This window comes from Pedobacter sp. UBA5917, assembly GCF_002432345.1.
Taxonomy (GTDB): Bacteria; Bacteroidota; Bacteroidia; order Sphingobacteriales; family Sphingobacteriaceae; genus Pedobacter.
In genome coordinates, this window is record NZ_DJDT01000103.1 from 1 (window position 1) to 22,885 (window position 22,885).

Genomic DNA, 22,885 nt, shown 5'->3' on the forward strand with positions numbered 1-22,885 from the left:
GGCGAGCCGAGGCAAGACTGCGGCGTGAGGAAAAAATTACATCATTAATAGTTACACGCGTCACTCAAAGATTCTTCGCTGCGCTCAGAATGACAAAATTATCCCCTAATGTCACAGTAATCCTTTAAATTCTCCCTTCTGTAACCTCACTGTCTCATTTTTAAACAATTCATGGGATAAACCACTAATTAACTTAAATTTGCAGTTCATTTAACTTTAATAGTGAAGAAATTAACCATCGGAACACGCGGTAGCGACTTGGCTTTATGGCAGGCAAATCATATCAAAAATGAACTTGCAGCCATCGGAATTGAAGCAGAAATAAAAATCATTAAAACACAGGGAGATAAAATCCTGAATTTAAGATTGGATAAACTGGAAGGCAAAGGCTTTTTTACCAAAGAACTGGAAGAAGAGCTTTTGGGCGGCACAATCGATTTGGCAGTACACTGTCTTAAAGATTTACCAACCACACACCCCGAAGGATTAACCATTGCTGCTTTGCCACCACGCGAAGAAGCCAGTGAATACCTTTTGATCTTAAAAGATTGTGTTGATATTTCGCAGAAACTTTCACTAAAAAAAGGTGCCATGGTGGGTACTTCTTCTAACCGCCGTAAAGCCCAGTTGTTGGGTCTGCGTCCGGATTTGGAAGTGGAAGATTTACGTGGAAATGTACCAACCCGTATCCAGAAACTCCGCGATGAAGATTACGATGCCATTTTAATTGCAAAAGCCGGTGTTAAACGCTTAAATCTTGATGTGAGCGATTTACATGTGGAAGAACTCGAAACTACGGAGTTTATTCCTGCACCTGCGCAGGGCGCTCTGGCCATTCAGATCAGGGAAAATGATACTGAACTTTTTGAAGCACTTCAAAAACTGCACGATCCTCAAACGGCCGAAACCGTAAATGTTGAACGTAAAGTGTTAAACCTTTTCGAAGGTGGTTGCCATATGCCTTTAGGCTGTTATTGCAAAAAGGAAAACGGAAAATTCGAAATCTGGACCTCAAAAGCAGAAACTGCCGAAGATTTCCCGGAACGTTTGTTTTTACGTGCTGATACTACCGAAGGTTTAGCAGAAAAAATTGTAGCCAAATTTAATGTAGAAAGAAAGAAACCAGCTAAGGTTTTCATCTCACGCGAAATTGGCGAACACAGTTATTTCCGCAGGGCTTTAGAAAATAATAATATAGAAATAGAAGGACGCTCGCTGATCCGTACATTCCCTATTGTAACGGTCTTGGATCAGTTTATTTTGCGACATGTAGACTGGGTTTTCTTTAGCAGTCGTAACAGTGTAGAATATTTTTTCAATTTAAAACCGGTATTGCCAAAGAAAACAAAATTTGGTGTTGTGGGAAGAGGATCGGAAGATGCGCTTCGTAAATTTAATCACTTTGCCGATTTCGTAGGCACCAGTGGCGACATTACCGAAGTAGCTGAAGATTTTGCACAATTGGTTGGTGGTTTAGAGGTTTTGTTCCCAAGGGCACAGGATTCTTTACAATCGATTCAGAAATCGCTGCCAGCTGATGCTAAAATAATCGATCTGCCGATTTACGAAACCGTAATTGAAGAAGATATTGATCAGAGTTATGCCGATGTATTGATTTTTACCAGTCCATCAAACGTTGATGCTTATTTCGCCGATAATTTATTGGAGCCCGGTCAGCAGGTAATTGCCATTGGTAACTCTACAGGTAAAAAATTCGACGAAATGGGTGTGAAATATGCATTACCATACTCGCCTGATGAAATAGGATTGGCCGAAGCAGTTTTCGGGATTGAGATAAAGTAAGGTTATAAGGTAAAAGGTTTAGGGTGTAAGGTTTAAGGTGGAGGGATGGCTGAGGGTATAAAGGCAGAAAGTGGAAGGTGTAAGATGTGCCTGCCTCAATACTAAATACAAAACCTCAATATTTGATACTAAAATCTAAACTCCAAAAATCTGTGTAATCCCCTAATCTGTGTAATCATCCCGAAGGAAAAAATAAAAAAACTCAAGTCTTGATACTAAATACTTGATACAATATAAATTAATATGTTAAACCGTCCGCGTAGATTAAGGAAAAACCCGTTAGTGAGAGAGCTGGTAGCCGAAACCCGGTTATCGAAAGATATGTTTGTGTACCCTTACTTTGTAGTGCCAGGCAATAACGTTACCCATGCTATTGATGCCATGCCAGGTGTAAACCATTATTCGGTTGATGCACTGGTGAAAGATGTGGAGACCGGAATAAAAAAAGGACTCAATAAAATCATGCTTTTTGGTGTTGGTGATGAAAAATCAGAAGATGCCAAGTCAGCTTATCACGATCATTCTTTAGTTCCGACTGCGGTGCGCGAACTCAAAAAACAGTTCGGCGATGATTTATATATCATAACCGATGTTTGCGTATGTTCTTACACTACCCACGGTCATTGCGGTATTTTAGAAAATGATTACGTTCAAAACGATAAAACGGTTGAGGTTATTGCCAAAATGGCTTTAACACATGCCGAAGCTGGAGCCGATATGTTTGCCCCATCTGATATGATGGATGGCCGTATCGAAGCCATGCGTAACCTGCTGGATAAAAACGGCTTTGTAAATGCTGCTATTATGAGTCATGCTACCAAGTTCGCTTCAGCTTATTATGGTCCGTTCAGGGAAGCTGCAGATTGCGCCCCGAGTAAAGGCGATAGAAAAGCCTATCAAATGGATTTCAGAAACCCGTTGGAAGCCTTACGCGAAGCTGCTTTGGATGAGCAGGAAGGCGCTGATGTATTAATGGTGAAACCTGGATTAGCTTATCTTGATATTATCCAAAGGTTAAAACAGGATACCAATCTACCGATTGCTGTTTACAATGTATCGGGCGAATACTCGATGGTTAAAGCTGCCGCCGAACGCGGATGGATTGATGAACAAAAAGTAGTAATGGAAACCATGCATGCTTTTGCTCGTGCCGGTGCAAGCATTATTACCACTTACCATATTAAAGATATTTTAAATAACAATTGGATGTAATTAAGCAGAAAGCTTAAAGCTGAAAGACCAAAGGCCATGTTAGGCGATTGATTCTTTCTTTTAGCTTTAGTCTTTCTGCTTTTAGCTTAATAAAATGTTAGATTCATTAAAAAAAATGTTTTCCGGTAACGAAGCCGATATTCCGGTAAATACCGGAAGTAAACCAGATATTTCGAGGGTAAAATCTGCCGAACTGTACGAAAAATCAAAAACGTATTTTCCTGGTGGTGTAAATTCGCCGGTAAGGGCTTTTAAATCGGTTTACGGTACACCGCTTTTTATCGAAAAAGGCGATGGCTGTTATATCTGGGATGCCGATGGTAATCAGTTTATCGATTTCTGTGGTAGCTGGGGACCATTAATTTTAGGGCATAACAATCCAAAAATCCGCGAAAAAGTTACCGAAGTAATGCAGAACGGTATGAGCTTCGGTGCGCCAACAGCTTTAGAAAATGAATTGGCCGAGCTGATTATCAAAAACAACCGTTTTGTAGAAAAAATCCGTTTTACCAGTTCAGGTACCGAAGCGGTAATGTCGGCCATCCGTTTGGCCAGAGGCTTTACTGGTCGCGATAAAATTTTAAAGTTCGAAGGCTGTTACCATGGCCATAGCGATTCGCTTTTGGTTAAAGCTGGCTCAGGTTTGGTTACTTTTGGCGAAACTTCTTCTGCCGGTGTGCCAAAATCTTTTGCAGAAGAAACCATTGTGGTGCCTTTAAATGATAAAACGGCTATTGAACAAGCTTTTGCCCAGTTTAAAGATCAGATTGCTGCGGTGATTATTGAGGGGATCCCTGCAAACAACGGTTTAATTATGCAGGATGAGGAATATATCCAGTTCCTGCGTAAAATATGTACCGATAACGGTTCACTTTTAATTTTTGATGAAGTAATTACCGGATTCAGGATCGGTTTTGAAGGTGCAGCTGCACATTATGGCATTACACCCGATATTGTTACCTATGGCAAAATCATTGGTGGTGGTTTACCTGTTGGAATGTATGGTGCACGTGCTGAAATTATGGCACATATTTCTCCTGATGGTGGTGTTTATCAGGCCGGAACCCTATCGGGCAACCCGGTGGCCATGGCTGCAGGTATTGCAACCCTAACAGAACTGAATAAATCGAGCTTTTATAAAGACCTGAATGCCAAAGCACAGGAGTTTGTGGCCAGCATTCAGCGTTTTGCAACAGCACGTAACTATAAATTTAAAGTATTTACCATTGGCTCTATCTTTTGGTTTGCTTTTACCGATAAGGATAAAATCCAATCGGCTGATGATATTGATGCAGGCAGCATGGAGAAATTCAAAGTGATGCACCGCGAATTATTAAATCGTGGAATTTATTTGGGCCCATCGGGATATGAAGTTGGTTTCGTATCTTCAGCACATACAAAGATCGAACTGGAGAAAGCGAAACGTGCCATATTTGAAGCATTGGATCTGGTATTTAAGAAATAAGAATTTAAGCAAGTAAGCAAGGGAAAATAGTATTGCGCGATGGTTCGTGGTGACACAAACCATGGAGACACGAACCATGGGAAAAGGTAATCTGTGCAATCAAATAATCTGTGTAATCAAACCGAAGGAAAAAATGGATGAGATAAGATGGAAAATGGATGATGGGAAAGAAAATCTGTGTAATCAAATGATTTGTGCAATCAAACCGTAAGGAAAACTCTAAAGATGAAGAAGTCAATTATCATATTTTACGCATTATTGCTTTACGCATTGGTTCAGCTCATTTCGTGGGGAACATTGGTGGTACGTTTGCAACCAAGCCGCATGACGATGATTATGGGCGAAGGATCAGTATTTTTGTTTTTGCTTTGTATTGGCGGATATTTCCTGCACCAATCTATAAAAGGAGAAGATAAACTGCGCGAACAGCAACAGAATTTCCTGATGTCGATTACGCACGAACTGAAATCGCCTTTGGCTGCCATAAAACTTTCTATCCAAACCATTGTAAAAAGGGATTTAGATAAAGCACGTCAGGTTTCATTACTCAACAATTCGTTAAAAGATATTGAGCGCCTAGATGATCTGGTAGAAAATATGTTGTTAGCCACCAAGATTGAAAACCGGTCGTATACTTTCCCTAAAGAAGAATTTAACTTTTCGGAGCTGGTAGCTAAAATTACCGATAGGCTTCAGGTTCACTCGTGTGGCAACGAACAGCTTATCAGTACCCAGATTCAGCCAAATTTGCAGTTAGTGGGTGACAAATTTGCCTTATCGTCAGTAGTAACCAATTTAATCGAAAATGCAGTAAAATATTCAAGTCCTTGTGATGTGATAAATGTGCATTTAAACGATGTGGATGGACATATTCATTTAAGTGTGATTGATAAAGGGCCTGGTATTTCAGATCCCGAAAAAATGTTGATATTTGATAAGTTTTACCGCGTTGGTAACGAGAATGTCAGAAAAGCGAAAGGAACAGGTTTAGGCTTGTTTATTGTGAAAGAGGTTTTACAATACCATGATGCAGATATTACAGTAAAAGACAATCTGCCCCAGGGAAGTATTTTTGAAGTAACATTTAGTTAATCTCAATTATGTCACAAAAATTAAGAATTCTATTGGTAGAAGACGAGGATCACTTGTTAGATGCTATCAAATTAAACCTAGAACTGGAAGGTTATAAAGTTCATGCCGTTAAAGACGGTAAAACCGCTCTTAAAATCTTTAAAGAAGAACGCTTTAATCTAATCGTATTAGATGTAATGTTACCTGAAATGGATGGTTTCCAGGTTTGCGAAACAATTCGTTTAGAAAATGCTGAGGTTCCGATTATGTTTTTAACTGCTAAAAATACATCAGAAGACCGTGTTTTGGGCTTAAAAAAAGGAGCCGACGATTATCTGGTAAAACCATTCAACTTAGAAGAATTAATCCTTCGCGTTGGTATTCTGGTTAAACGCAGCTTAAAATCAGACGATTTAAAAGAATTAAACTCTTACAAAATCGGTGATAAAACCATTTATTTCAACTCTTTCGAATTAAAACATGATGATGGTACCATCACACCGTTAACTAAAAAAGAAACGATGTTGTTGAAACTGTTGATCGAGCGTAAAAACGATGCCGTATCAAGAGAGCAGATTTTAGAAACCGTTTGGAATTACGATGTTTACCCATCAACAAGAACGATTGATAACTTTATCTTAACGTTCCGTAAGTATTTCGAACCAGATCAAAAAAATCCGGTTTATTTCCACTCTATCCGAGGTGTAGGTTATAAATTTACCGATAGTCATTAATGTACAATAATAAGGGCAGGTATGCTTTAATGGCAGTTTTTGTGCTTGCTGCATTGGTTTGTTTATTTTACAACCAATATCAGCTCGCAGCTGTTTCAGGGCTTTTATTTGCCTTTGTTGTTTGGAGCCATTTTAAGCATAGTTCGGTGTTAATGGCATCGAAGCATTTCAAAAATAACGAGTTTGGCAAAACCAGGGCCTTGTTGGCCGAGGTAGCTAAACCCGAACGTTTGGCAAAAAGCCGGAGGGGTTATTACGAATTTATGCAGGGGAACATGGCCCTTAAAGAGCACGATTACGATAAGGCCGAATATCATTTTCAGTTGGCCAGCCGTTTTCCGGTAGGGGGTAAGAATGAAAAATCGTATGTATTGATTCATTTGGCAAACCTCGCTTTACGGAAAAAAGACAGGGAAAGAGCAGAAGCTTATACCAAACTAGCCAAAGAATTGGCTGAAACACAACGATCGAAAGACATTATCGTTAAAATTGAAAAAGAAATAAGCAAAATATAATATTACAATTGTCATTTTGAACAAACGAAGCACCAGTTTAGCGATAAAAAGGTACTTCGTTTTTTTTTTATTTATACCTTTGCGCCCGATTCGTCATGCTGAATTTAGTTCAGCATCTTTTTTGCGATAGATCCTGAATTAAATATGATAGCTATCGGATCAGGGTGACGTTGATTAAGGAACACCAAATACAAATCATGAAGAATAACTTATTTTTAGACGCAGCATTTTCAAAACAGACCGAACGTCCACCAGTATGGATGATGCGCCAGGCAGGTCGTTTTATGCCACAATATTGGGAAATTAAAAACAAATACTCTTTTTTAGAGATGTGTAAAAATCCTGAAATTGCTGCAGATGTAACGATGTTGCCGGTTGATCTGTTGGATATCGATGCTGCGATTTTATTCTGTGATATTTTGGTAACCGGCGAAGCCATGGGTGGTGATTTAAGTTTCACCGCTGGTGTTGGTCCAAAATTTGCCAATCCGGTTCGTACTGCACAGGATATCGAAAACTTAAATGTTGATTGTTTAGATGAATTACAATACGTAGCTGATGCGATTAAAGTGATTCAGCAGCGTTTAAATGGCAGTATTCCTTTAATTGGATTTGCTGGTGCACCGTTTACGGTTATGAGTTATTTAATTGAAGGTGGCTCATCTAAAGATTTCAAATTAACGAAACTTTTTATACACAACCAGCCAGAGTTGGCGCACAAACTTTTAGCAAAAATTGCCAAAGTAACTGCCGATTATCTGAACCTTCAGATTGCTGCCGGTGTTAACGCCCTTCAAATTTTCGACAGCTGGGCCCTTGCTTTATCATGGAACGATTACCAGGAATTTTCTCACCGTTATATCCAGGAAATTATTGCCAACCTAAACAGAAAAGATATCCCTGTTATTTCTTTCTGTAAAGGAAGCTCGGTTTTTGCACCAATTATGGCAGAAGCTAAACCGGATGTAATTTCAGTTGACTGGAACGCTGATTTATTGAACATTAAAAATGCTTTACCAAAAGGTATTGCTGTACAGGGTAATCTGGATCCACATATTTTATATGCCGATAAAGCGGTAATTAAAGCACAGATTCATAAATTGTTCGAGCGTATGCGCGGTACCGAAGGGTTTATTTTTAACTTAGGTCATGGTATTATGCCTGATATTCCTTTCGATAATGTGAAGTATGCCATTGAGGTGGTAAAGGAGTTTAGGTATTAATAGTCTGCTGATTTTTTAGTATCTTGTATAAAATAATTTTCGAATGAAAGCAGTATGAGCATACATGTGCAATAAGCAATGAATATGCTCGTATTGGATTAATCAATTTAAGAGAACAAATTATATTCTGATGAAAAAAACAGAAATTATAGATACGTTAAAAGAGATGCCCGATGAGTTTTCTGCTGACGAATTAATTGAACGGATACTGTTGCTTCAAAAAATTGATTCTGGATTGCAACAGGTTACTGAAGGAAAAATACTTTCTGAAGAACAGGCTGAACAAAAGTTAGAAAAATGGCTAAAATAGTTTGGACTGAAATTGCCATTGATGATTTAAATAACATTGCAAACTTTCATAGTCAATATTCTGATCGTTTTACTTCTGCATTAATAAAGAAGCTATTTAACAAACCAAAAATATTAAAAGAAATGCCTGAGTTAGGTAGGGTAGTTCCTGAAAGAGATCATGAATCAATTCGTGAGCTTATAGAAGGGAATTATCGGATCATCTATTTTTTCGACCAGGAGGCTGATTTGGTAGAGATACTTACAGTTCACCACTCTTCACAACCATTTCTTTAAATAAATATTAAGTTTTAGAATGATAGAAACCTTATTGCCATATTATCAATATTTCAAAGCAGTACATATTGTATTTGTAATTAGCTGGATGGCCGGTTTATTTTATATTCTAAGTCTTTTTATTTACCATACCGAAGCAAACGATAAACCCGAGCCCGAAAAGAGTATCCTTCAGCAACAGTTTGTTAAAATGGAGGCTACATTATGGAAAATTATTGCTACTCCAGCCATGATTATTTCGGTTTTGGCAGGCGTATCCATGTTGACTTTAAACCAGGGGCTTTTACAAGCCGATTGGATGTGGGTGAAGTTGGCTTTTGTGGTTGGTTTACTAATTTATCACTTCATCTGCCAAAATATCGTTAAACAGCTTAAAAATAACCAATATAAGCTAAGCAGCTTTCAGTTGAGGTTATGGCGCGAATTGGCTACCATTTTTATGATCGCCATAGTATTTGTAGTGATCTTAAAAAGTGCCATCAACTGGATTTACGGCTTAATTGGCATTATGGGCGTTGCCATGGCTATTATGATTGCCGTTAAACTGTATAAAAACTATAGGAAGAAACGTGGTGAATAAATCTTTTACCACTAAGGCACAAAGAATATTATTGTAATTAAAAGCATGTAAAAAGCTTTGTGTCTTTGTGCCTTCTTGGTTAGCCATGTTAACAGCTTTGTTTCCTTTGCGTAAACTTCACTTATTCTTCAGATAAATAAACCAAAAACTATTCTAAATTTGGACGATAAAATCCAAGCGCATGTTTACAACCACGGACCTGAAAAAGTCCTTACTACTGATAACTTTTCTTCTTAGTTCTTATTTTGCTTCGGCTCAGTTTAATCAATCGGCTTTCGAAAACAGAATCCGGCCTGATAGCAATTTAACCAACGAAGTCCACTTTAACTTTTACAACTTAAACTTCGTCCGCAATTACGAATACACCAACGATTTTCACGATGGTTATACCTTGTACGGAACGCAGTTGCAACCGCAGATCGTTTATTATGCGCATCCCAACCTGGCCATTACTGCAGGTGCCTTTATCCGCAAAGATTTTGGACGAAATGGTGTTTCGGATGCAAAACCTTTATTCAGTGTAAAATACCATAAGCGAAACCTTACTTTAATTTTCGGAAGTTTAGAAGGCAATATTCAGCATAAATACATCGAGCCTTTATACGATTTCGAAAGAATTTTAACTACACCGATCGAATACGGAACACAGTTGCTGGTGGAGCGCAAGAAATTTACCTTAGATGCCTGGATTGCCTGGCAGAAAATGATCTATAAAGGCGATCCTGCAAAAGAAGAAATCATCGGTGGTTTATCAACCGAAAGTTTTTTAATTAAAAACGATGACTGGAAATTGAGTATCCCAGCACAGTTTCTGGCTTTCCACCAGGGAGGACAGATCGATGTTTTAAAAGAAATCCCGATTACGACCATGTTTAACGGAGCAACGGGTATAAAATTACATAAAGATATTAATACCAATATTAAACAGGTATATACCGATAACTACATTGCCGTTTACAAAGACTTTTCACCCGATAAAAGAAGAGCTTTTCAGGGCGGTTTTGGCTTATGGTTAAATGCGGGGGTAGAAAGTAAATGGGGCAGTTTGGTAGCTTCTTACTGGAAAGGCAATAACTTTATTTCAATTAAAGGTATGCCATTGTACGAATCGGTTTCCGATAATTTGTACAGTCCTGGGTTAAGACAAAGTTCCAGAAACATTGTTTCACTGCGTTATGCTTACCAAAAAGAGCTGATCCCACATTTTTATCTTGATGTACGTTTCGAACCGCATATCGATCTTGATAATACCGATAAACAGCTTCAGTTTAACCACTCCTTTTTCTTAACCTACAAACAGGATTTTAAATTGTTTAAGGTGAAGAAAGCTGAAAGGTAAAAGGTGTAAGGTTTAGGGTTATTAAATGGTACGACTTCAAACCTCGTAGGTTTTCAAAACCTACGAGGTTTTTTATTTTTAAGCATTGCCTCCTGTTTCTAAACCCGATAGCAGCGAAAAACACGATGGTGAGGAACGAACCGAGGCTTTGAAGCAGATAGCGGGACTAACACATCAAAAATGCTTCTGTTATTGCTTTCCAAAACAAAAATCTATATCTTTCTTGAAAAATATAATTATTATATATTATTGATATTCAGTTGGTTTGATTGATATTTTAACTTTATTTAACTTTTTTCTCCTCCTCATGCAACCATTGTTTGTAATTGGCCATCTTCTATATACAAACACACAATGAAATTGACGCGAAGCTATACGATAAACGATTTGATGGAAGGCTGCAAAGCTGGCGACCGGAAGATGCAGGAACTGCTTTATAAGCAAACTGCACCGAAAATGTTGGCCGTTTGTATGCGTTACGCCAAAGATAGGATGGAGGCAGAAGATGTGCTGCAGATGGGCTACATCAAAATTTTCCAAAAAATAAAAGAGTATAGGGGCGATGGTTCTTTTGAAGGCTGGATCAGGAGGGTAATGGTTAATACCGCGATTGAAAGTTACCGTAAAAATTTACGCAGCTTAAATGTGGTCGAAATAGATGAGGCTTACGAACAGCCATCAACCGGATTCGATTTTGGCACTTTAGGAATGCAGGATCTGATGAAGGTAATACAAAAACTGGCCGATGGTTACCGCATGGTTTTTAACATGTATGTAATTGAAGGTTATTCGCATAAAGAAATTGGAGAGGCACTTGGCATTTCGGAAGGGGCAAGTAAATCGCAGTTATCAAGAGCAAGAACGATATTAAAAGAAGAAATTATAAAAATGGAGGGATTTGGTTATGCAACCTATACGGGATAAGGATTTTGATCAGTTGTTTAAGGATACTTTTGCCGATGCAGAAGTAACTCCTTCGAGGGATTTATGGAGCAATATCCAAAGTGAAATAGCGCCTAAGAAAAAAAGGATTATACCAATTTATTGGTTATCGGCGGCAGCTGTATTACTGATTGCTACCATCGGTATTTTGGTTTACCAACAACAGGATACGGTTGTAAGCGGAGGTAAGAAATTAGCCGGCAATGCAATTGAAAAAGTTAAGCCAGTAGTAGAGGTTCCAATTGTAAAAGACAGCGTGCATGCAGTAATTGAACCGGTTAAAGATATTACACCAGTTATACCTGTTCAACCAAAAGCAGTAGGCGTTATTGCCAAAACCAAGGTTAAAAGAGAAGTAAAACCTGTTGTAGAAAAGCAGATCGTTATTACAGCACCCGAAATGCAAAAACAGGAAACAGCTGTGGCCAAAGTTGATGAACCTAAAAAAGACATTAAAACTAAGATTGAAGAAGTCATTTTACAATCAGAAAAGGAAATTGTAACGGCTAATAATATAACAGAGGTTAAAACCGAAACACCTATTAACGAGAACGAGCAAAGCAATAAAGGTATCCGTAACATGGGCGACGTAATTAACCTGATTGTTAATAAGGTAGATAAGAGGAAAGAGAAATTTATCCAGTTCCGTACCGATGATGATGATTCTTCGCTATCCTCTATCAATATTGGCCCTTTTAAAATTGGTAAACGCAAGAAGTAACAGTTTTCAATTAGCAGTTAACGGTAATCAACATTACAACATTCAAACCTTTCAACTTTATAACATTTAACATTCATTCTCTCATTCAAGGCATCAATAATTCATTCATTCAAAAATCACAAACACACATTATATGAAACGTCTAATATTTACAGCACTTTTGGTAAGCGGACTTGCCGGTGTTATGGCTCCAGGAGCTTTTGCCCAACAGGATAGTACTGCTAAAAAGAAAATCGATTATAGCGAAGGACATGGAATTATCTTAAAATCGAAATCAGATTCAGTAAAAAAAGGCCGTTTTGTAGGCGGGATTACCTTTACCAGGGTTGATTGGGGTTTCTCCAGGTTAATTGATAACGGAAGCTTCAATTTATCTCCAAATAACGACTTCTTAGATTATAAAGGAGGAAAAACGAGTACATTTTCTTTTGATATCTTACAGTTTGGCTACCGTTTTAACTCTAACTTTAAAGTGTACGTAGCGGGTGGTTTCGATTGGACATTGATCCGCTTGAGAAAAGACATTACCATTGCTAAAAACTCTAACGAATTTGTTTACACGGATCAATCACCTGTACATTTTTCTAAAAACCGTTTCTCGAGCAGTTATGTACATATTCCGTTAAACTTCGAATTCCGTACCAACGAGAATAAAAACGGCAAAAGATTTTACCTGGTTTTAGGTCCTGAAGTTAGCTTTTTGCTAAACGGAAAAATCAAACAGATCAGCGAGGAGCGTGGTAAGGAGAAACAATACGATAGCTACCACTTCCAATCGGTTCGTTACGGAGGTACAGTAAGATTTGGTTACGGAGGAATAGGATTGTTTACCAAATATTATTTCAACGATATGTTTACCACTTCGCAACAAGCCGGCTTAAAAAACATGAGCTTCGGGGTTACTTTCGGATTAAACTAACAATCACTTAATTCGCTCCTTCAGGAGAGATGTCCGAAAGACAGAGAGGGATAGAAAAGTTAAAAAAGAGCACACAAATAAAACAGATCCTGTTTCGGTTAGGCGGAACAGGATTTTTTGTTTGGAATTTTGCTTTAAGCTTTAGTCTTTCCACTTTAAGCTTATTCATTATCTTTACCGCGTGAGCAATATCCTAATCAGCGTTAAAAATTTAACCAAGCAATATCAGACAGAACAGGCCGGTGGCATTAAAAATGTAAGTTTCGATATCAACAGAGGAGATGTAGTAGCCATTATCGGCGAGAGTGGAAGCGGAAAATCGACCTTATTAAAATCAATTTACGGCCTGTTAAAAACCGATGAAGGCGAAATCTTTTTCGAAGATAAAAGGGTAAAAGGACCTGATGAACAATTGATACCCGGCCACAAGCAGATGAAAATGGTTACGCAGGATTTCTCGTTGAACATTTATGCAAAAGTATACGATAATATTGCCTCACAATTATCGAATACCGACCTTAAAACTAAAGCGGAAAAAACACTCCAGATGATGGAGCACCTCCGGATTTTGCCTTTGCAGCATAAAAAAATTATTGAGTTGAGTGGCGGAGAACAGCAGCGTGTGGCCATAGCCAAAGCCATGGTGGCCGATACACAGGTTTTATTGTTAGATGAACCGTTTAGCCAGGTTGATGCTTTGTTGAAGAACCAGTTGCGGGCAGATATCAAACGCATCGCTTCCGAAACCGGTGTTACTGTAATTCTGGTTTCGCACGATCCTGCCGATGGGTTATTTCTGGCCGATCAATTACTGATCCTGAAAAACGGTGAACTTTTGCAGACTGGAAAACCAGCTGAAATTTACCAGCATCCCAAACACATTTACACCGCACAGATTTTAGGTAATGCCGTGGTTTTACCAAAAGCAGATGCCGAAAAAATCGGTTTAAAAACACAAAAAGATACCGTTGTATTTTATCCCGAATGGGCCGAAATAAGCAGTAACTGGGGCAGCAGGCGTTTTGAAGTAAAAGATGTATACTACAAAGGCTTTTATGATGAACTGTTGCTGGAAAGGAACGGTGTTAACATCCGTGCCATACAGCTGAACAGGGGAGAGCATAAAAAAAACGACCATGTTCAATTAAACATTAGTCGCTATCTAGAATTTTAACTGTAGTAGTAATCTTTGTTGTTTTTTGCAAGCGTTATAATTATACTTATAACTCCTGCCAATTCGGAATAAAGGCATAAAAAAACGACCGCATGCTATTGAACACCGGTCGTTTTTTAGTGTTTTAAATCTTAATTATAGATCATTTCCAACCAGAACTATTTTTACCCTTATTGTTTGAGAAGGTTTAATAGGAGTTGTTGCCTGATAATCTGAGCTTTGTACATCGATAGATATGCCGCCTTTATAAACTTCGAAGCTGTAGGCGTCTACATTATAAACAAATGGTACAGCTATATAACTTGCTCCGTTGTTGTACGAAATGTAAACCAGGGTTCCTTCGTTGTCAACGTGGTATTGGTCTATTTCAGGAATAGAAATATTTGCAGAGAAAGTTTTTCCGTCGTTACTTAATACCCAGGCATTTGTAGAAACATCTTTAACTACAGTTAAAATAGCGTTGCTTGGTTGAACAATGGTGTCTTTTTTGCATGAAGCCAGACCTAGTGTGGCAATGCAAAGCATTAGGATGGTAAGTTTTTTCATTTTGATTAGTGTTATTTGTGTGTGTGATATTGGTATTACAAATCTTCTGCCAAAAAATAACAAAGGGGAATTATGGATTAATTATTGTGCAACAGATTGAATACACAATATGTTGAAACCCAATTTTCTTATAAAATGAAGATCTTTTTCCGTCTCTTGCCCTGGTTAATTTTAATCGTTGCGGGGTATTTATTTATCTCCAAAAAGTTTAGTATCAATACTTCTGTTGAAAGCAAACATCAGCTTCTGGTTGAGAAAATCGAGACTATAGGCAAGCTGGAGCTGGTAAGGTACCAGATCAGTGACGTTCTGGAGCACAAAAATAAAACAGATTTTTTGCCCGAAGCAAGTGTTTTACTGATTGTAAAAGCCGAAGCCGTAGGTTGTATAGACCTTACCAAAATTACCCGCGATGATATCCGTATAGATGCGGACACTGCTGTAGTAAATTTACCACAGCCCGAAATCTGCTATGTAAAAATCGACCATAAAAACTCACGCGTATACGATACGAAAATGGCTTTCTTCCGCGAGGCCAGTTTGGTAGATGAAGCTTATAAAGCTGCTGAAGCACAGGTAAGTGCTGAAGTTAAAAAATCGAACATTTTAACGCAGACCAAAACCAATGCTACAACGGTACTTAAACCGATTATTGAAGGTTTGGGTTATAAGAGTGTGAGGTTTACTTTTGAATAAGGTAGAAGGCGGAAGGTTTAGGGTGGAAGGTTCCTGGCGATCGTCACACTAGATTTCGTCATCTCGACTGAAGCAAAGCGTAATGGAGAGATCTACTCGAAACATCTAAGGGGCAGACTTCCGAAGTTTGCCGGGCATGTGCATAGGAAAAACTTCGGAAGTCTTGTGGCTTCTGCGAGAAGACCCTGAAATAAATTCAGGGTGACGTAATTAGAAAATCTTCTCTATATGGATTAAAAATATCAACCAGTAATCCTGCTTCTAAACATACCACACCGTGGAATACATTTGATGGTGCAAAGAAGACATCGCCCTGGTTCAGGATTTTTTTATCATCGCCCATAGTCACTTCAAAACTTCCTTTAGCAACATAACTCATCTGGAGGTGTGGGTGATTGTGGATCGAACCAATTGCATCTTTTTCAAATTCTACCTTAACCAGCATCAGGTTATCATCATAAGCCATAATTTTCCGTTTTACGCCTGCTCCTAAATCTTCCCAATCGATATCGCTGTCGGAAATTAATGCTTTGTTGTTTAGGTCTTTGAAGTTCATTTTTTTATATTCTTATTTTTTACGTCACCCTGAATTTATTTCAGGGTCTTTCACGCTAGAAAGATGCTGAAATAAATTCAGCATGACGATAGCCTAAAACTTTGTGGTTGATCCCTTAAACCAAATACTCAAACAATGTTTGATCCTGGTTAAGCTCAATAATTTCAAATTTAAAGTCTTTCATGCGCTGCAACAAACTTGCATAATCGTTTTTGTTCGAAAGTTCGATACCCACCAATGCCGGCCCATTTTCCTTATTCGTTTTTTTAATAAACTCGAAACGGGTAATATCATCCTGCGGACCTAAAACCTCATTCACGAATAATTTTAAAGCGCCTGGTCTCTGCGGGAAACGTACAATAAAATAATGCTTTAGGCCTTCGAAAAGTAAAGATTTCTCTTTAATCTCCTGCATGCGCTCTATATCGTTGTTTCCGCCGCTAACGATACAAACTACCGTTTTGCCGGTAATCTGCTCTTTAAGCTGATCTAATGCAGCCACAGACAGTGCTCCCGCGGGTTCAACCACAATTGCATCTTCGTTATAAAGTTTTAATATGGTAGTGCAGATTTTTCCTTCCGGAATCAAATGCATCTGATCAAGAAGTTCTTTGCAATACTCGTAAGTAATGTGGCCAATACGTTTTACAGCGGCACCATCCACAAAACGGTCAATCTCATCTAAAGTGTACGGACCGCCATGTTCCATCGCAGTAACCATCGATGGTGCACCCAAAGGCTCCACGCCAACCAGTTTCACATCGGGTTTAACGGTTTTCATGTAGGCACTCACGCCTGATGCTAAACCACCGCCACCAACAGGCATCACGATAATGTCTAAATCGGGGAGGTCTTCGTAAATCTCTACACCCACGGTTGCCTGTCCTTCAATTACTTTTTCATCATCAAATGGCGGAATAAACGTAGCCGATTTTTCGGTACTGTAAGCCAGGGCCTCTTTCAAACAATCGTCGAAAGTATCACCAACCAATACCACTTCCACACTATCGCCACCGAACATATAAGTTTGTTTAACCTTTTGTTTAGGGGTAATTTCGGGCATAAAAATAACGCCTTTAATACCCAGTTTTTTGCACGAATAGGCCACACCCTGTGCATGGTTACCTGCACTTGCACAAACCACACCGTTAATCAAAGCATCCTGTGGTAATGAGCTGATTTTGTTGTATGCACCACGTAGCTTATATGAGCGTACAATCTGCAGATCCTCTCTTTTTAAATAAATATTGGCATTGTAATGAGCAGAAAGTCCGGCGTTAAACTCCAAAGGCGTACGTTTTACTACGCCCTTTAATCGTTGCGATGCAGATTGAAAATCTAGTGTATTCGGTGTTGTTGTGTTCATTTTATTAGTATCAAGTAGCGAGATCTTAGTATCAAGACTTAGATTTCGCTCATGTATTTTTTGTAAAGCAGGGTTTGGTATTCCATAGGGTGCAGCAGTCCTGCTTTACATTTTATTCCGCTACGCTTCATGCTCATTCCAATCAGGTTTAGAGGGCAAAGCTTGTGTTTCAAACTTAAATCCTCCCCTCAAAGTTTTTCAGGCAATCCGCTGATCGCTTTTAGCTTTAGTCTTTAACCTTTCAGCTTTAAGCCAGGTGCAGCGCCACCAATTGATTTAAATCGTGGTCGTTAATGCCCTGTTTGCTATCGGCTAAAACCAAAAACTGTTTGTAAACGATATCTAAATGGTCTTTTTCCAATTTATGGCCTAAACGATCTAAGTGGTGTTTTAATGCATGACGGCCACTTCTGGCGGTTAACACAATAGTAGCATCAGGGAAACCAACATCTTCTGGTCTGATGATTTCATAATTCTCGCGGTTTTTCAAAAAACCATCCTGGTGGATACCAGAGCTGTGCGAAAATGCATTTCCACCAACAATTGCCTTGTTCGGCTGTACCGGCATGTTCATCTGGTTTCTCACCATGTGGCTAATTTCGTAGAAACGGGTTGCATCAATCTGGGTATTTAAGCCCAAAACCTTATGCGTTTTCAAAATCATGACGACTTCTTCCATAGAGGTATTGCCTGCACGCTCGCCGATACCGTTAATGGTACATTCTACCTGGCGGGCACCGTTCTGTAAACCAGCGATAGAATTTGCCGTAGCCAGGCCTAAATCGTTGTGGCAGTGTACCGAGATAATGGCATTATCGATATTTTTTACATTTTCTTTCAAAAAAAGGATTTTCGAACCATATTGATCCGGTAAGCAATAACCATTGGTATCGGGAATGTTTACCACGGTTGCTCCGGCAGCAATTACCGCCTCAACCATTTTTGCTAAAAATTCGATATCAGCGCGGCCGGCATCTTCTGCGTAAAATTCGATATCCTCAACATATTTTTTGGCATATTTTACCGCATCAACAGCGCGTTCCAAAATATCTTCGCGGGTACTGTTAAATTTATGTTTAATGTGGAAATCGGATGCACCGATACCGGTATGGATACGTGGTCTTTTTGCATAACGCAAAGCGTCAGCAGCAACGTCGATATCATTTTTATTTGCACGGGTTAAAGCGCAGATAATTGGGTTGGTTACCGCTTTTGATAATTCGATTACGCTGTTAAAATCACCAGGACTAGATACCGGAAAACCAGCTTCAATCACATCAACACCTAAAAGCTCGAGTGATTTGGCGATTTCTACTTTCTGGTTTGTATCTAACTGGCAGCCTGGTACCTGCTCGCCATCACGTAATGTGGTGTCGAAAATATAAACTTTGTTCGGGTCGTGAATCATAATCTTAGGTTTAGGATGTGATTAATTTTTGTGATAAGAACTTTAATACCAGTTTTCCCATTTCGGCGGTACCCAAAACTTTAAAACGGTTTGTATTTTGATCGGCAATATCATGTGTTCTAAAGCCTTCTTTCAATACCTGATCGATGGTATCAACCAATAATTTGGCTTCTTCTTTTAATCCGAAACCAATCTCGAGCATTAAAGCTGCCGATAGGATAGAAGCCAGTGGATTTGCTAAATCTTTGCCTGCAATATCGTGCGCCGAACCGTGGATAGGCTCGAAGAAACCAGTGCTTTCGCCAACAGATGCCGACGCCAGCATACCCATCGAACCTGCAATCTGAGAGGCTTCGTCTGTTAAAATATCACCAAATAGATTGGCAGTTAACACCACGTCGAACTTTTTAGGGTTTTTGATCAGCTGCATCGCTGCATTATCGATAAACATGTGTTCGGTTTCTACATCAGGGTATTGTTTTGCAATTTCCTGAACGGTTTCGCGCCACAGGCGTGAGCTTTCCAAAACGTTTGCTTTATCTACCGAACATAATCTTTTGTTACGTTGTTGTGCTGCCTGATAAGCTTTATGTGCAATACGCTCTACTTCGTAACGGTGATAGATCATTAAATCAGAAGCGGTGTTACGGTCTTCAGAGCGTGTTTTCTCTCCAAAGTACACATCACCGGTTAACTCGCGGAAGAAAAGAATATCTGTTCCCCTTAAAATTTCGGGTTTAATACTTGAGGCCTGAAGAAGTTCATCAAATAGTAATATCGGGCGGAGGTTGGCAAATAAACCCAGTTCTTTACGGATTTTTAGCAGCCCCTGTTCTGGTCTAACTTTTAAACTTGGGTCGTTATCATATTTGGCGTGACCAATTGCTCCAAAAAGGATAGCATCGCTTTGTCTGGCTTTTTCCAAAGTTTCATCTGGCAATGGTTCGCCTGTAACTTCAATAGCCGCGTGGCCCATTAAAGCTTCTTCGAACGTAAATTCATGTCCGAAAATTTCGCCAATTTTTTCTAATGCTGCTTTTCCCCAAGTGGTTACTTCGGGTCCAATACCATCTCCAGGTATTACTAAAATGTTCTTCTTCATTGTTGACTCCTCTTATGCTGTATGTATTTTTACCACTGGTTTCGACAGGATTTTTAAGATTTGAGGATTTTAAGATAACAATCTATAAATCTGTGTTTATCCTGTTCATCTGTGGTTAATTTTGCATCAGCTTAGTATTTCTGTGTTTAAACTTTCGACGACTTTTACTTCGCCTTTTTCTAACAATATTCTTTTTTCAATGCAGGTTGGCAGCTGCGATTCAAAGTGGCCAACATAAATCAGGGTCATTCCATTGCTGCACAGTTCATCAACCAGTTGGTTAAAATGTTTTGTTTGCTGTTGGTCTAAGCCCTGACAGGGTTCATCCAGAATTAATAGTTCGGGATTTTTTATAATGGTGCGCGCCAGTAATACCAATCGTTGTTTACCGAGGGGCAATGCGCTCAATAATTCATTTTTATTTTCGGTTAGGCCGAAGTATTTTACCAGTTCATCAACCTGTGTACTTTTGGTGTAGGGTAGCTGCTGAAACAAACCTACTGTATCGTAAAATCCAGAGGCGATACTTTGCCAAACGGTAGCAGTTGGATCGAAATACCAGTGGAATTCGGGCGAAATTAAACCAATATGTTGTTTAATGTCCCAAATGCTTTCGCCGCTTCCACGCCTGTTGCCGAACAGATAAAGTTCGTTGGCGTAAGATTGAGGATGATCGCCGTTTACCAAACTTAACAAGGTAGATTTTCCTGAACCATTATGTCCTTGTAAAAGCCATTTTTCTCCGGCCTTCACTTCCCAGTTGATGTTTTTGAGCACCTGTTTGTCGCCATAGCTTATGTTTACATCAACCATTTTAACGATGTTCTGTGAAGCATAAACCGGGGATTCTTTTAAGAAGGCAGGAATTTCACCCAAGTGATTTTCTTCACTGCTTGAACTTTCAAAAGCATCTACCTGAACTACATTTCCATCAATTATTTCGGCAAAAGATTGGATGCAGTTTGGTAGCTCGGCATCGTTACAGATCAGGATCAGCTGCACACCTTCTTCGGTAACCTGGTCCAAAAGTGTATTCAGGTTTTTGCGCGAGGCAACATCTAAGCCCGTATAAGGCTGATCGATGATTAATAACTGTGGTTTTAACCATAAAGCTTTAACCAGTTGCAGTTTTTTATGTTCACCGCTTGATAGTTCGATCAACTGTGAGCTGGCGAATGTAGAAAAACCCAAAGCTTCTAAAATCGGTTCAACCTGATCAAAATGAAGCCCTTTTTCTTTGCCGTAGGAAACCAGTTCTGCATGAACGGTTAACGTTTCTTTAGCCTGCTGACTTGTATAACGCTGTTGGTAATAAAAATTGGCAACGCCCTCTAAGTTTTTAAACTGGTACCAGCTTTCAACAAATAAGGTTTCGGCAGGTAGGGCACTTGTATGGTCGAAATTGATTTTGACGTCTCCTGAAGCATTTTGTAAACCACCGATAATTTTAGCCAACGAGGTTTTTCCGCTTCCACTGGTTCCGCCCAATACCCAGTTTTCGCCACGATTGATAGCCCAATTCAAATCCCTTAGCACAGCTTTTTGCTGAAACTTTAAGTTTAAATTTTTAATACTGACGAAACTTTCTTTCATATTTCCTGCGGTTTGATTACATTGATTAGGTGATTGCACCGATTTTCCTTTCGGGGTGATTACACTGATTAAGTGATTACACCGATTTTTTCTTTGGTCTTTTTGCTTAAATCTTTCTGCTTTGATCTTTTTGCTTTAGTCTTTCTGCTTTGGTCTTTCTGCTCTCTCTATCCTCTGGCCTGTTCGAATTCTGCAATTAATTTTGTTTGTGCAAGGATGAAGTCGATATCATCATAACCGTTAATGAGGCATGATTTTTTGTATGGATTGATCTCAAAAGATTCCTGAGCACCGGTTTCTACGATGGTAACGGTTTGATTTTCGAGATCAACCTCTAAAGCTGATTTTGTATTGTTATCAACCGCTTTAAAAATTTGTGCCAGAAAATCGTCGCTTACCTGGATAGGCAATAAACCATTGTTCAGGGCATTTCCTTTAAAGATATCGGCAAAGAAACTGCTGATTACAGCATCAAAACCCGCATCCTGAATGGCCCAGGCCGCATGCTCGCGACTACTTCCACAGCCAAAGTTTTTTCCGGCAACTAAAACCTGTCCGCTGTAAGTTGGGTTATTTAACACGAAATCTGCTTTAGGCTGGTTATCGTTTTCGTAACGCCAATCGCGGAAAAGATTCTCACCGAAACCTTCACGTGTGGTCGCTTTTAGAAACCTTGCAGGGATAATCTGGTCGGTATCGATGTTTTCTATGTTTAAAGGCACTACTGCCGATGTTAATTTTGTGAATTTTTTCATTTTTTATGATGATTACACAGATTAAATGATTTCACCAATTGGGGCGATTTCACTGATTTGATGATTACACCGGTTAGGGTGGGCATCGTTTATGTTTTTATTTATAATTTGGTTTTCGGACCTTAAACCTTATACCTTTTATCCTTCAACCTCAACAAAGTGTTCTACTGTTGGAAAAGGATCATAAAAGTGATGCAATAATTTTTTCCAATCATGGTACTCTGCCGATCTTCTGAAACCCTTGGTATGTGCTTCGAGTGTTTCCCAGTTTACCAGTAGAATGTATTTATTTTCTACTTCTACACATTTTTGAAGCTGATGCGAAATGTAACCTTCCATTGCGGAAATGATTTTTTGTGCTTCGCTAAAAGCTTTTTCAAAATCGGCCGATAACCCGGCTTTTACATTTAATATGGCAACTTCTAATACCCCCATCCCCCTTGAGGGGGCTTTTGCTTTATTAATAATGTTATTCTTCATTATGTTATCTCTTGGGGGATTTAGGAATTAAACAACCTTCTCCAGCAAATCCCTTACGTCGGTAATTTTTCCGGTTACGGCTGCGGCTGCGGCAGTAAGC

The 22,885-nt window shown here is 39.1% G+C and carries 24 protein-coding genes; 16 read left to right on the forward strand and 8 right to left on the reverse strand.

The window, feature by feature from the left end:
* Positions 1–222 precede the first annotated feature (222 nt).
* The 15 genes from hemC (at position 223) to B2V92_RS06355 (ending at position 14,283) form a co-directional block, all read left to right on the forward strand.
* Complete coding sequence (gene hemC / locus B2V92_RS06285) at positions 223–1,803, forward strand: hydroxymethylbilane synthase (RefSeq protein WP_293305878.1); 1,581 nt, start codon at positions 223–225, stop codon at positions 1,801–1,803.
* 243 nt (positions 1,804–2,046) lie between these two features.
* Positions 2,047–3,015, forward strand: a complete 969-nt coding sequence (gene hemB / locus B2V92_RS06290; protein ID WP_293305880.1) for a porphobilinogen synthase — start codon at positions 2,047–2,049, stop codon at positions 3,013–3,015.
* Positions 3,016–3,109: 94 nt separating this feature from the next.
* Complete coding sequence (gene hemL, locus B2V92_RS06295; RefSeq protein WP_293305882.1) at positions 3,110–4,480, forward strand: glutamate-1-semialdehyde 2,1-aminomutase; 1,371 nt, start codon at positions 3,110–3,112, stop codon at positions 4,478–4,480.
* A gap of 225 nt (positions 4,481–4,705) precedes the next feature.
* Positions 4,706–5,572, forward strand: coding sequence for a sensor histidine kinase (locus tag B2V92_RS06300; RefSeq protein ID WP_293305884.1), 867 nt, complete (start codon positions 4,706–4,708; stop codon positions 5,570–5,572).
* A gap of 8 nt (positions 5,573–5,580) precedes the next feature.
* On the forward strand, positions 5,581–6,285 hold the full coding sequence (locus B2V92_RS06305; RefSeq protein ID WP_010602455.1) for a response regulator transcription factor: 705 nt from the start codon (positions 5,581–5,583) through the stop codon (positions 6,283–6,285).
* Entirely contained in the window at positions 6,285–6,800 is a 516-nt protein-coding gene (locus B2V92_RS06310) for a hypothetical protein (protein ID WP_293305890.1), read from the forward strand. Before B2V92_RS06305 ends, B2V92_RS06310 begins: the two co-directional genes overlap by 1 nt.
* A gap of 197 nt (positions 6,801–6,997) precedes the next feature.
* On the forward strand, positions 6,998–8,023 hold the full coding sequence (gene hemE / locus B2V92_RS06315; protein WP_293305892.1) for a uroporphyrinogen decarboxylase: 1,026 nt from the start codon (positions 6,998–7,000) through the stop codon (positions 8,021–8,023).
* A gap of 130 nt (positions 8,024–8,153) precedes the next feature.
* Complete coding sequence (locus tag B2V92_RS06320) at positions 8,154–8,333, forward strand: hypothetical protein (protein ID WP_293305894.1); 180 nt, start codon at positions 8,154–8,156, stop codon at positions 8,331–8,333.
* Positions 8,321–8,608 carry a type II toxin-antitoxin system RelE/ParE family toxin gene (locus B2V92_RS06325; RefSeq protein WP_293305896.1) on the forward strand — a complete coding sequence of 96 codons (288 nt, stop codon included), beginning with the start codon at positions 8,321–8,323 and terminating at the stop codon, positions 8,606–8,608. The genes B2V92_RS06320 and B2V92_RS06325 overlap by 13 nt, the downstream gene beginning before the upstream one ends.
* Before the next feature lie 19 nt (positions 8,609–8,627).
* Positions 8,628–9,188: a CopD family protein gene (locus B2V92_RS06330; protein WP_293305898.1), complete on the forward strand. Its 561-nt coding sequence runs from the start codon at positions 8,628–8,630 to the stop codon at positions 9,186–9,188.
* A gap of 181 nt (positions 9,189–9,369) precedes the next feature.
* Positions 9,370–10,527 carry a hypothetical protein gene (locus tag B2V92_RS06335; protein ID WP_293305900.1) on the forward strand — a complete coding sequence of 386 codons (1,158 nt, stop codon included), beginning with the start codon at positions 9,370–9,372 and terminating at the stop codon, positions 10,525–10,527.
* 354 nt (positions 10,528–10,881) lie between these two features.
* Positions 10,882–11,451, forward strand: a complete 570-nt coding sequence (locus B2V92_RS06340) for an RNA polymerase sigma factor (RefSeq protein ID WP_293305902.1) — start codon at positions 10,882–10,884, stop codon at positions 11,449–11,451.
* Positions 11,432–12,190, forward strand: coding sequence for a hypothetical protein (locus B2V92_RS06345; protein ID WP_293305904.1), 759 nt, complete (start codon positions 11,432–11,434; stop codon positions 12,188–12,190). Before B2V92_RS06340 ends, B2V92_RS06345 begins: the two co-directional genes overlap by 20 nt.
* Before the next feature lie 133 nt (positions 12,191–12,323).
* Entirely contained in the window at positions 12,324–13,109 is a 786-nt protein-coding gene (locus B2V92_RS06350) for an outer membrane beta-barrel protein (protein ID WP_293305906.1), read from the forward strand.
* A gap of 181 nt (positions 13,110–13,290) precedes the next feature.
* Complete coding sequence (locus tag B2V92_RS06355; RefSeq protein ID WP_293305908.1) at positions 13,291–14,283, forward strand: ABC transporter ATP-binding protein; 993 nt, start codon at positions 13,291–13,293, stop codon at positions 14,281–14,283.
* A gap of 135 nt (positions 14,284–14,418) precedes the next feature.
* On the opposite strand, the gene B2V92_RS06360 is transcribed toward B2V92_RS06355, so the two are convergent.
* Positions 14,419–14,829, reverse strand: a complete 411-nt coding sequence (locus tag B2V92_RS06360; protein ID WP_293305910.1) for a hypothetical protein — start codon at positions 14,827–14,829, stop codon at positions 14,419–14,421.
* Between the two features lie 135 nt (positions 14,830–14,964).
* Here B2V92_RS06360 and B2V92_RS06365 point away from each other — a divergent pair, with 135 nt between their 5' ends.
* A complete protein-coding gene (locus B2V92_RS06365; RefSeq protein ID WP_293305912.1) occupies positions 14,965–15,525 on the forward strand; it encodes a DUF4230 domain-containing protein in 561 nt (186 codons plus the stop codon).
* A gap of 196 nt (positions 15,526–15,721) precedes the next feature.
* Here B2V92_RS06365 and B2V92_RS06370 read toward each other — a convergent pair whose 3' ends face one another.
* The 7 genes from B2V92_RS06370 to B2V92_RS06400 all read right to left on the reverse strand — a co-directional run bounded on the left by B2V92_RS06370 (position 15,722) and on the right by B2V92_RS06400 (position 22,785).
* Positions 15,722–16,081 carry a cupin domain-containing protein gene (locus B2V92_RS06370; RefSeq protein ID WP_293305914.1) on the reverse strand — a complete coding sequence of 120 codons (360 nt, stop codon included), beginning with the start codon at positions 16,079–16,081 and terminating at the stop codon, positions 15,722–15,724.
* A 115-nt stretch (positions 16,082–16,196) separates the two neighbouring features.
* Positions 16,197–17,447 (reverse strand): threonine ammonia-lyase IlvA, encoded by a 1,251-nt coding sequence (ilvA, locus tag B2V92_RS06375; RefSeq protein WP_293305916.1) that lies wholly within the window; start codon positions 17,445–17,447, stop codon positions 16,197–16,199.
* A 247-nt stretch (positions 17,448–17,694) separates the two neighbouring features.
* A complete protein-coding gene (locus tag B2V92_RS06380) occupies positions 17,695–18,855 on the reverse strand; it encodes a 2-isopropylmalate synthase (protein ID WP_293305918.1) in 1,161 nt (386 codons plus the stop codon).
* Between the two features lie 10 nt (positions 18,856–18,865).
* Positions 18,866–19,957, reverse strand: a complete 1,092-nt coding sequence (gene leuB / locus B2V92_RS06385; RefSeq protein ID WP_167296839.1) for a 3-isopropylmalate dehydrogenase — start codon at positions 19,955–19,957, stop codon at positions 18,866–18,868.
* Between the two features lie 126 nt (positions 19,958–20,083).
* On the reverse strand, positions 20,084–21,550 hold the full coding sequence (locus B2V92_RS06390; RefSeq protein ID WP_293305926.1) for an ATP-binding cassette domain-containing protein: 1,467 nt from the start codon (positions 21,548–21,550) through the stop codon (positions 20,084–20,086).
* A gap of 167 nt (positions 21,551–21,717) precedes the next feature.
* The gene (gene leuD, locus B2V92_RS06395; protein ID WP_293305928.1) at positions 21,718–22,305 is read right to left on the reverse strand and encodes a 3-isopropylmalate dehydratase small subunit; all 588 of its coding nucleotides are present in this window, start codon (positions 22,303–22,305) and stop codon (positions 21,718–21,720) included.
* 138 nt (positions 22,306–22,443) lie between these two features.
* On the reverse strand, positions 22,444–22,785 hold the full coding sequence (locus tag B2V92_RS06400; RefSeq protein ID WP_293305930.1) for an antibiotic biosynthesis monooxygenase family protein: 342 nt from the start codon (positions 22,783–22,785) through the stop codon (positions 22,444–22,446).
* Between the last annotated feature and the right edge of the window lie 100 nt (positions 22,786–22,885).

What these genes read in the sequence shown, in the direction of transcription:
- hemB (WP_293305880.1), top strand. Translation starts at nt 2,047, where the DNA reads ATGTTAAACCGTCCGCGTAGATTAAGGAAAAACCCGTTAGTGAGAGAG.
- hemL (WP_293305882.1), top strand. Translation starts at nt 3,110, where the DNA reads ATGTTAGATTCATTAAAAAAAATGTTTTCCGGTAACGAAGCCGATATT.
- B2V92_RS06300 (WP_293305884.1), top strand. Translation starts at nt 4,706, where the DNA reads ATGAAGAAGTCAATTATCATATTTTACGCATTATTGCTTTACGCATTG.
- B2V92_RS06305 (WP_010602455.1), top strand. Translation starts at nt 5,581, where the DNA reads ATGTCACAAAAATTAAGAATTCTATTGGTAGAAGACGAGGATCACTTG.
- B2V92_RS06310 (WP_293305890.1), top strand. Translation starts at nt 6,285, where the DNA reads ATGTACAATAATAAGGGCAGGTATGCTTTAATGGCAGTTTTTGTGCTT.
- hemE (WP_293305892.1), top strand. Translation starts at nt 6,998, where the DNA reads ATGAAGAATAACTTATTTTTAGACGCAGCATTTTCAAAACAGACCGAA.
- B2V92_RS06320 (WP_293305894.1), top strand. Translation starts at nt 8,154, where the DNA reads ATGAAAAAAACAGAAATTATAGATACGTTAAAAGAGATGCCCGATGAG.
- B2V92_RS06325 (WP_293305896.1), top strand. Translation starts at nt 8,321, where the DNA reads ATGGCTAAAATAGTTTGGACTGAAATTGCCATTGATGATTTAAATAAC.
- B2V92_RS06330 (WP_293305898.1), top strand. Translation starts at nt 8,628, where the DNA reads ATGATAGAAACCTTATTGCCATATTATCAATATTTCAAAGCAGTACAT.
- B2V92_RS06335 (WP_293305900.1), top strand. Translation starts at nt 9,370, where the DNA reads ATGTTTACAACCACGGACCTGAAAAAGTCCTTACTACTGATAACTTTT.
- B2V92_RS06340 (WP_293305902.1), top strand. Translation starts at nt 10,882, where the DNA reads ATGAAATTGACGCGAAGCTATACGATAAACGATTTGATGGAAGGCTGC.
- B2V92_RS06345 (WP_293305904.1), top strand. Translation starts at nt 11,432, where the DNA reads ATGCAACCTATACGGGATAAGGATTTTGATCAGTTGTTTAAGGATACT.
- B2V92_RS06350 (WP_293305906.1), top strand. Translation starts at nt 12,324, where the DNA reads ATGAAACGTCTAATATTTACAGCACTTTTGGTAAGCGGACTTGCCGGT.
- B2V92_RS06360 (WP_293305910.1), bottom strand. Translation starts at nt 14,829, where the DNA reads ATGAAAAAACTTACCATCCTAATGCTTTGCATTGCCACACTAGGTCTG.
- B2V92_RS06365 (WP_293305912.1), top strand. Translation starts at nt 14,965, where the DNA reads ATGAAGATCTTTTTCCGTCTCTTGCCCTGGTTAATTTTAATCGTTGCG.
- B2V92_RS06370 (WP_293305914.1), bottom strand. Translation starts at nt 16,081, where the DNA reads ATGAACTTCAAAGACCTAAACAACAAAGCATTAATTTCCGACAGCGAT.
- ilvA (WP_293305916.1), bottom strand. Translation starts at nt 17,447, where the DNA reads ATGAACACAACAACACCGAATACACTAGATTTTCAATCTGCATCGCAA.
- B2V92_RS06380 (WP_293305918.1), bottom strand. Translation starts at nt 18,855, where the DNA reads ATGATTCACGACCCGAACAAAGTTTATATTTTCGACACCACATTACGT.
- leuB (WP_167296839.1), bottom strand. Translation starts at nt 19,957, where the DNA reads ATGAAGAAGAACATTTTAGTAATACCTGGAGATGGTATTGGACCCGAA.
- B2V92_RS06390 (WP_293305926.1), bottom strand. Translation starts at nt 21,550, where the DNA reads ATGAAAGAAAGTTTCGTCAGTATTAAAAATTTAAACTTAAAGTTTCAG.
- leuD (WP_293305928.1), bottom strand. Translation starts at nt 22,305, where the DNA reads ATGAAAAAATTCACAAAATTAACATCGGCAGTAGTGCCTTTAAACATA.
- B2V92_RS06400 (WP_293305930.1), bottom strand. Translation starts at nt 22,785, where the DNA reads ATGAAGAATAACATTATTAATAAAGCAAAAGCCCCCTCAAGGGGGATG.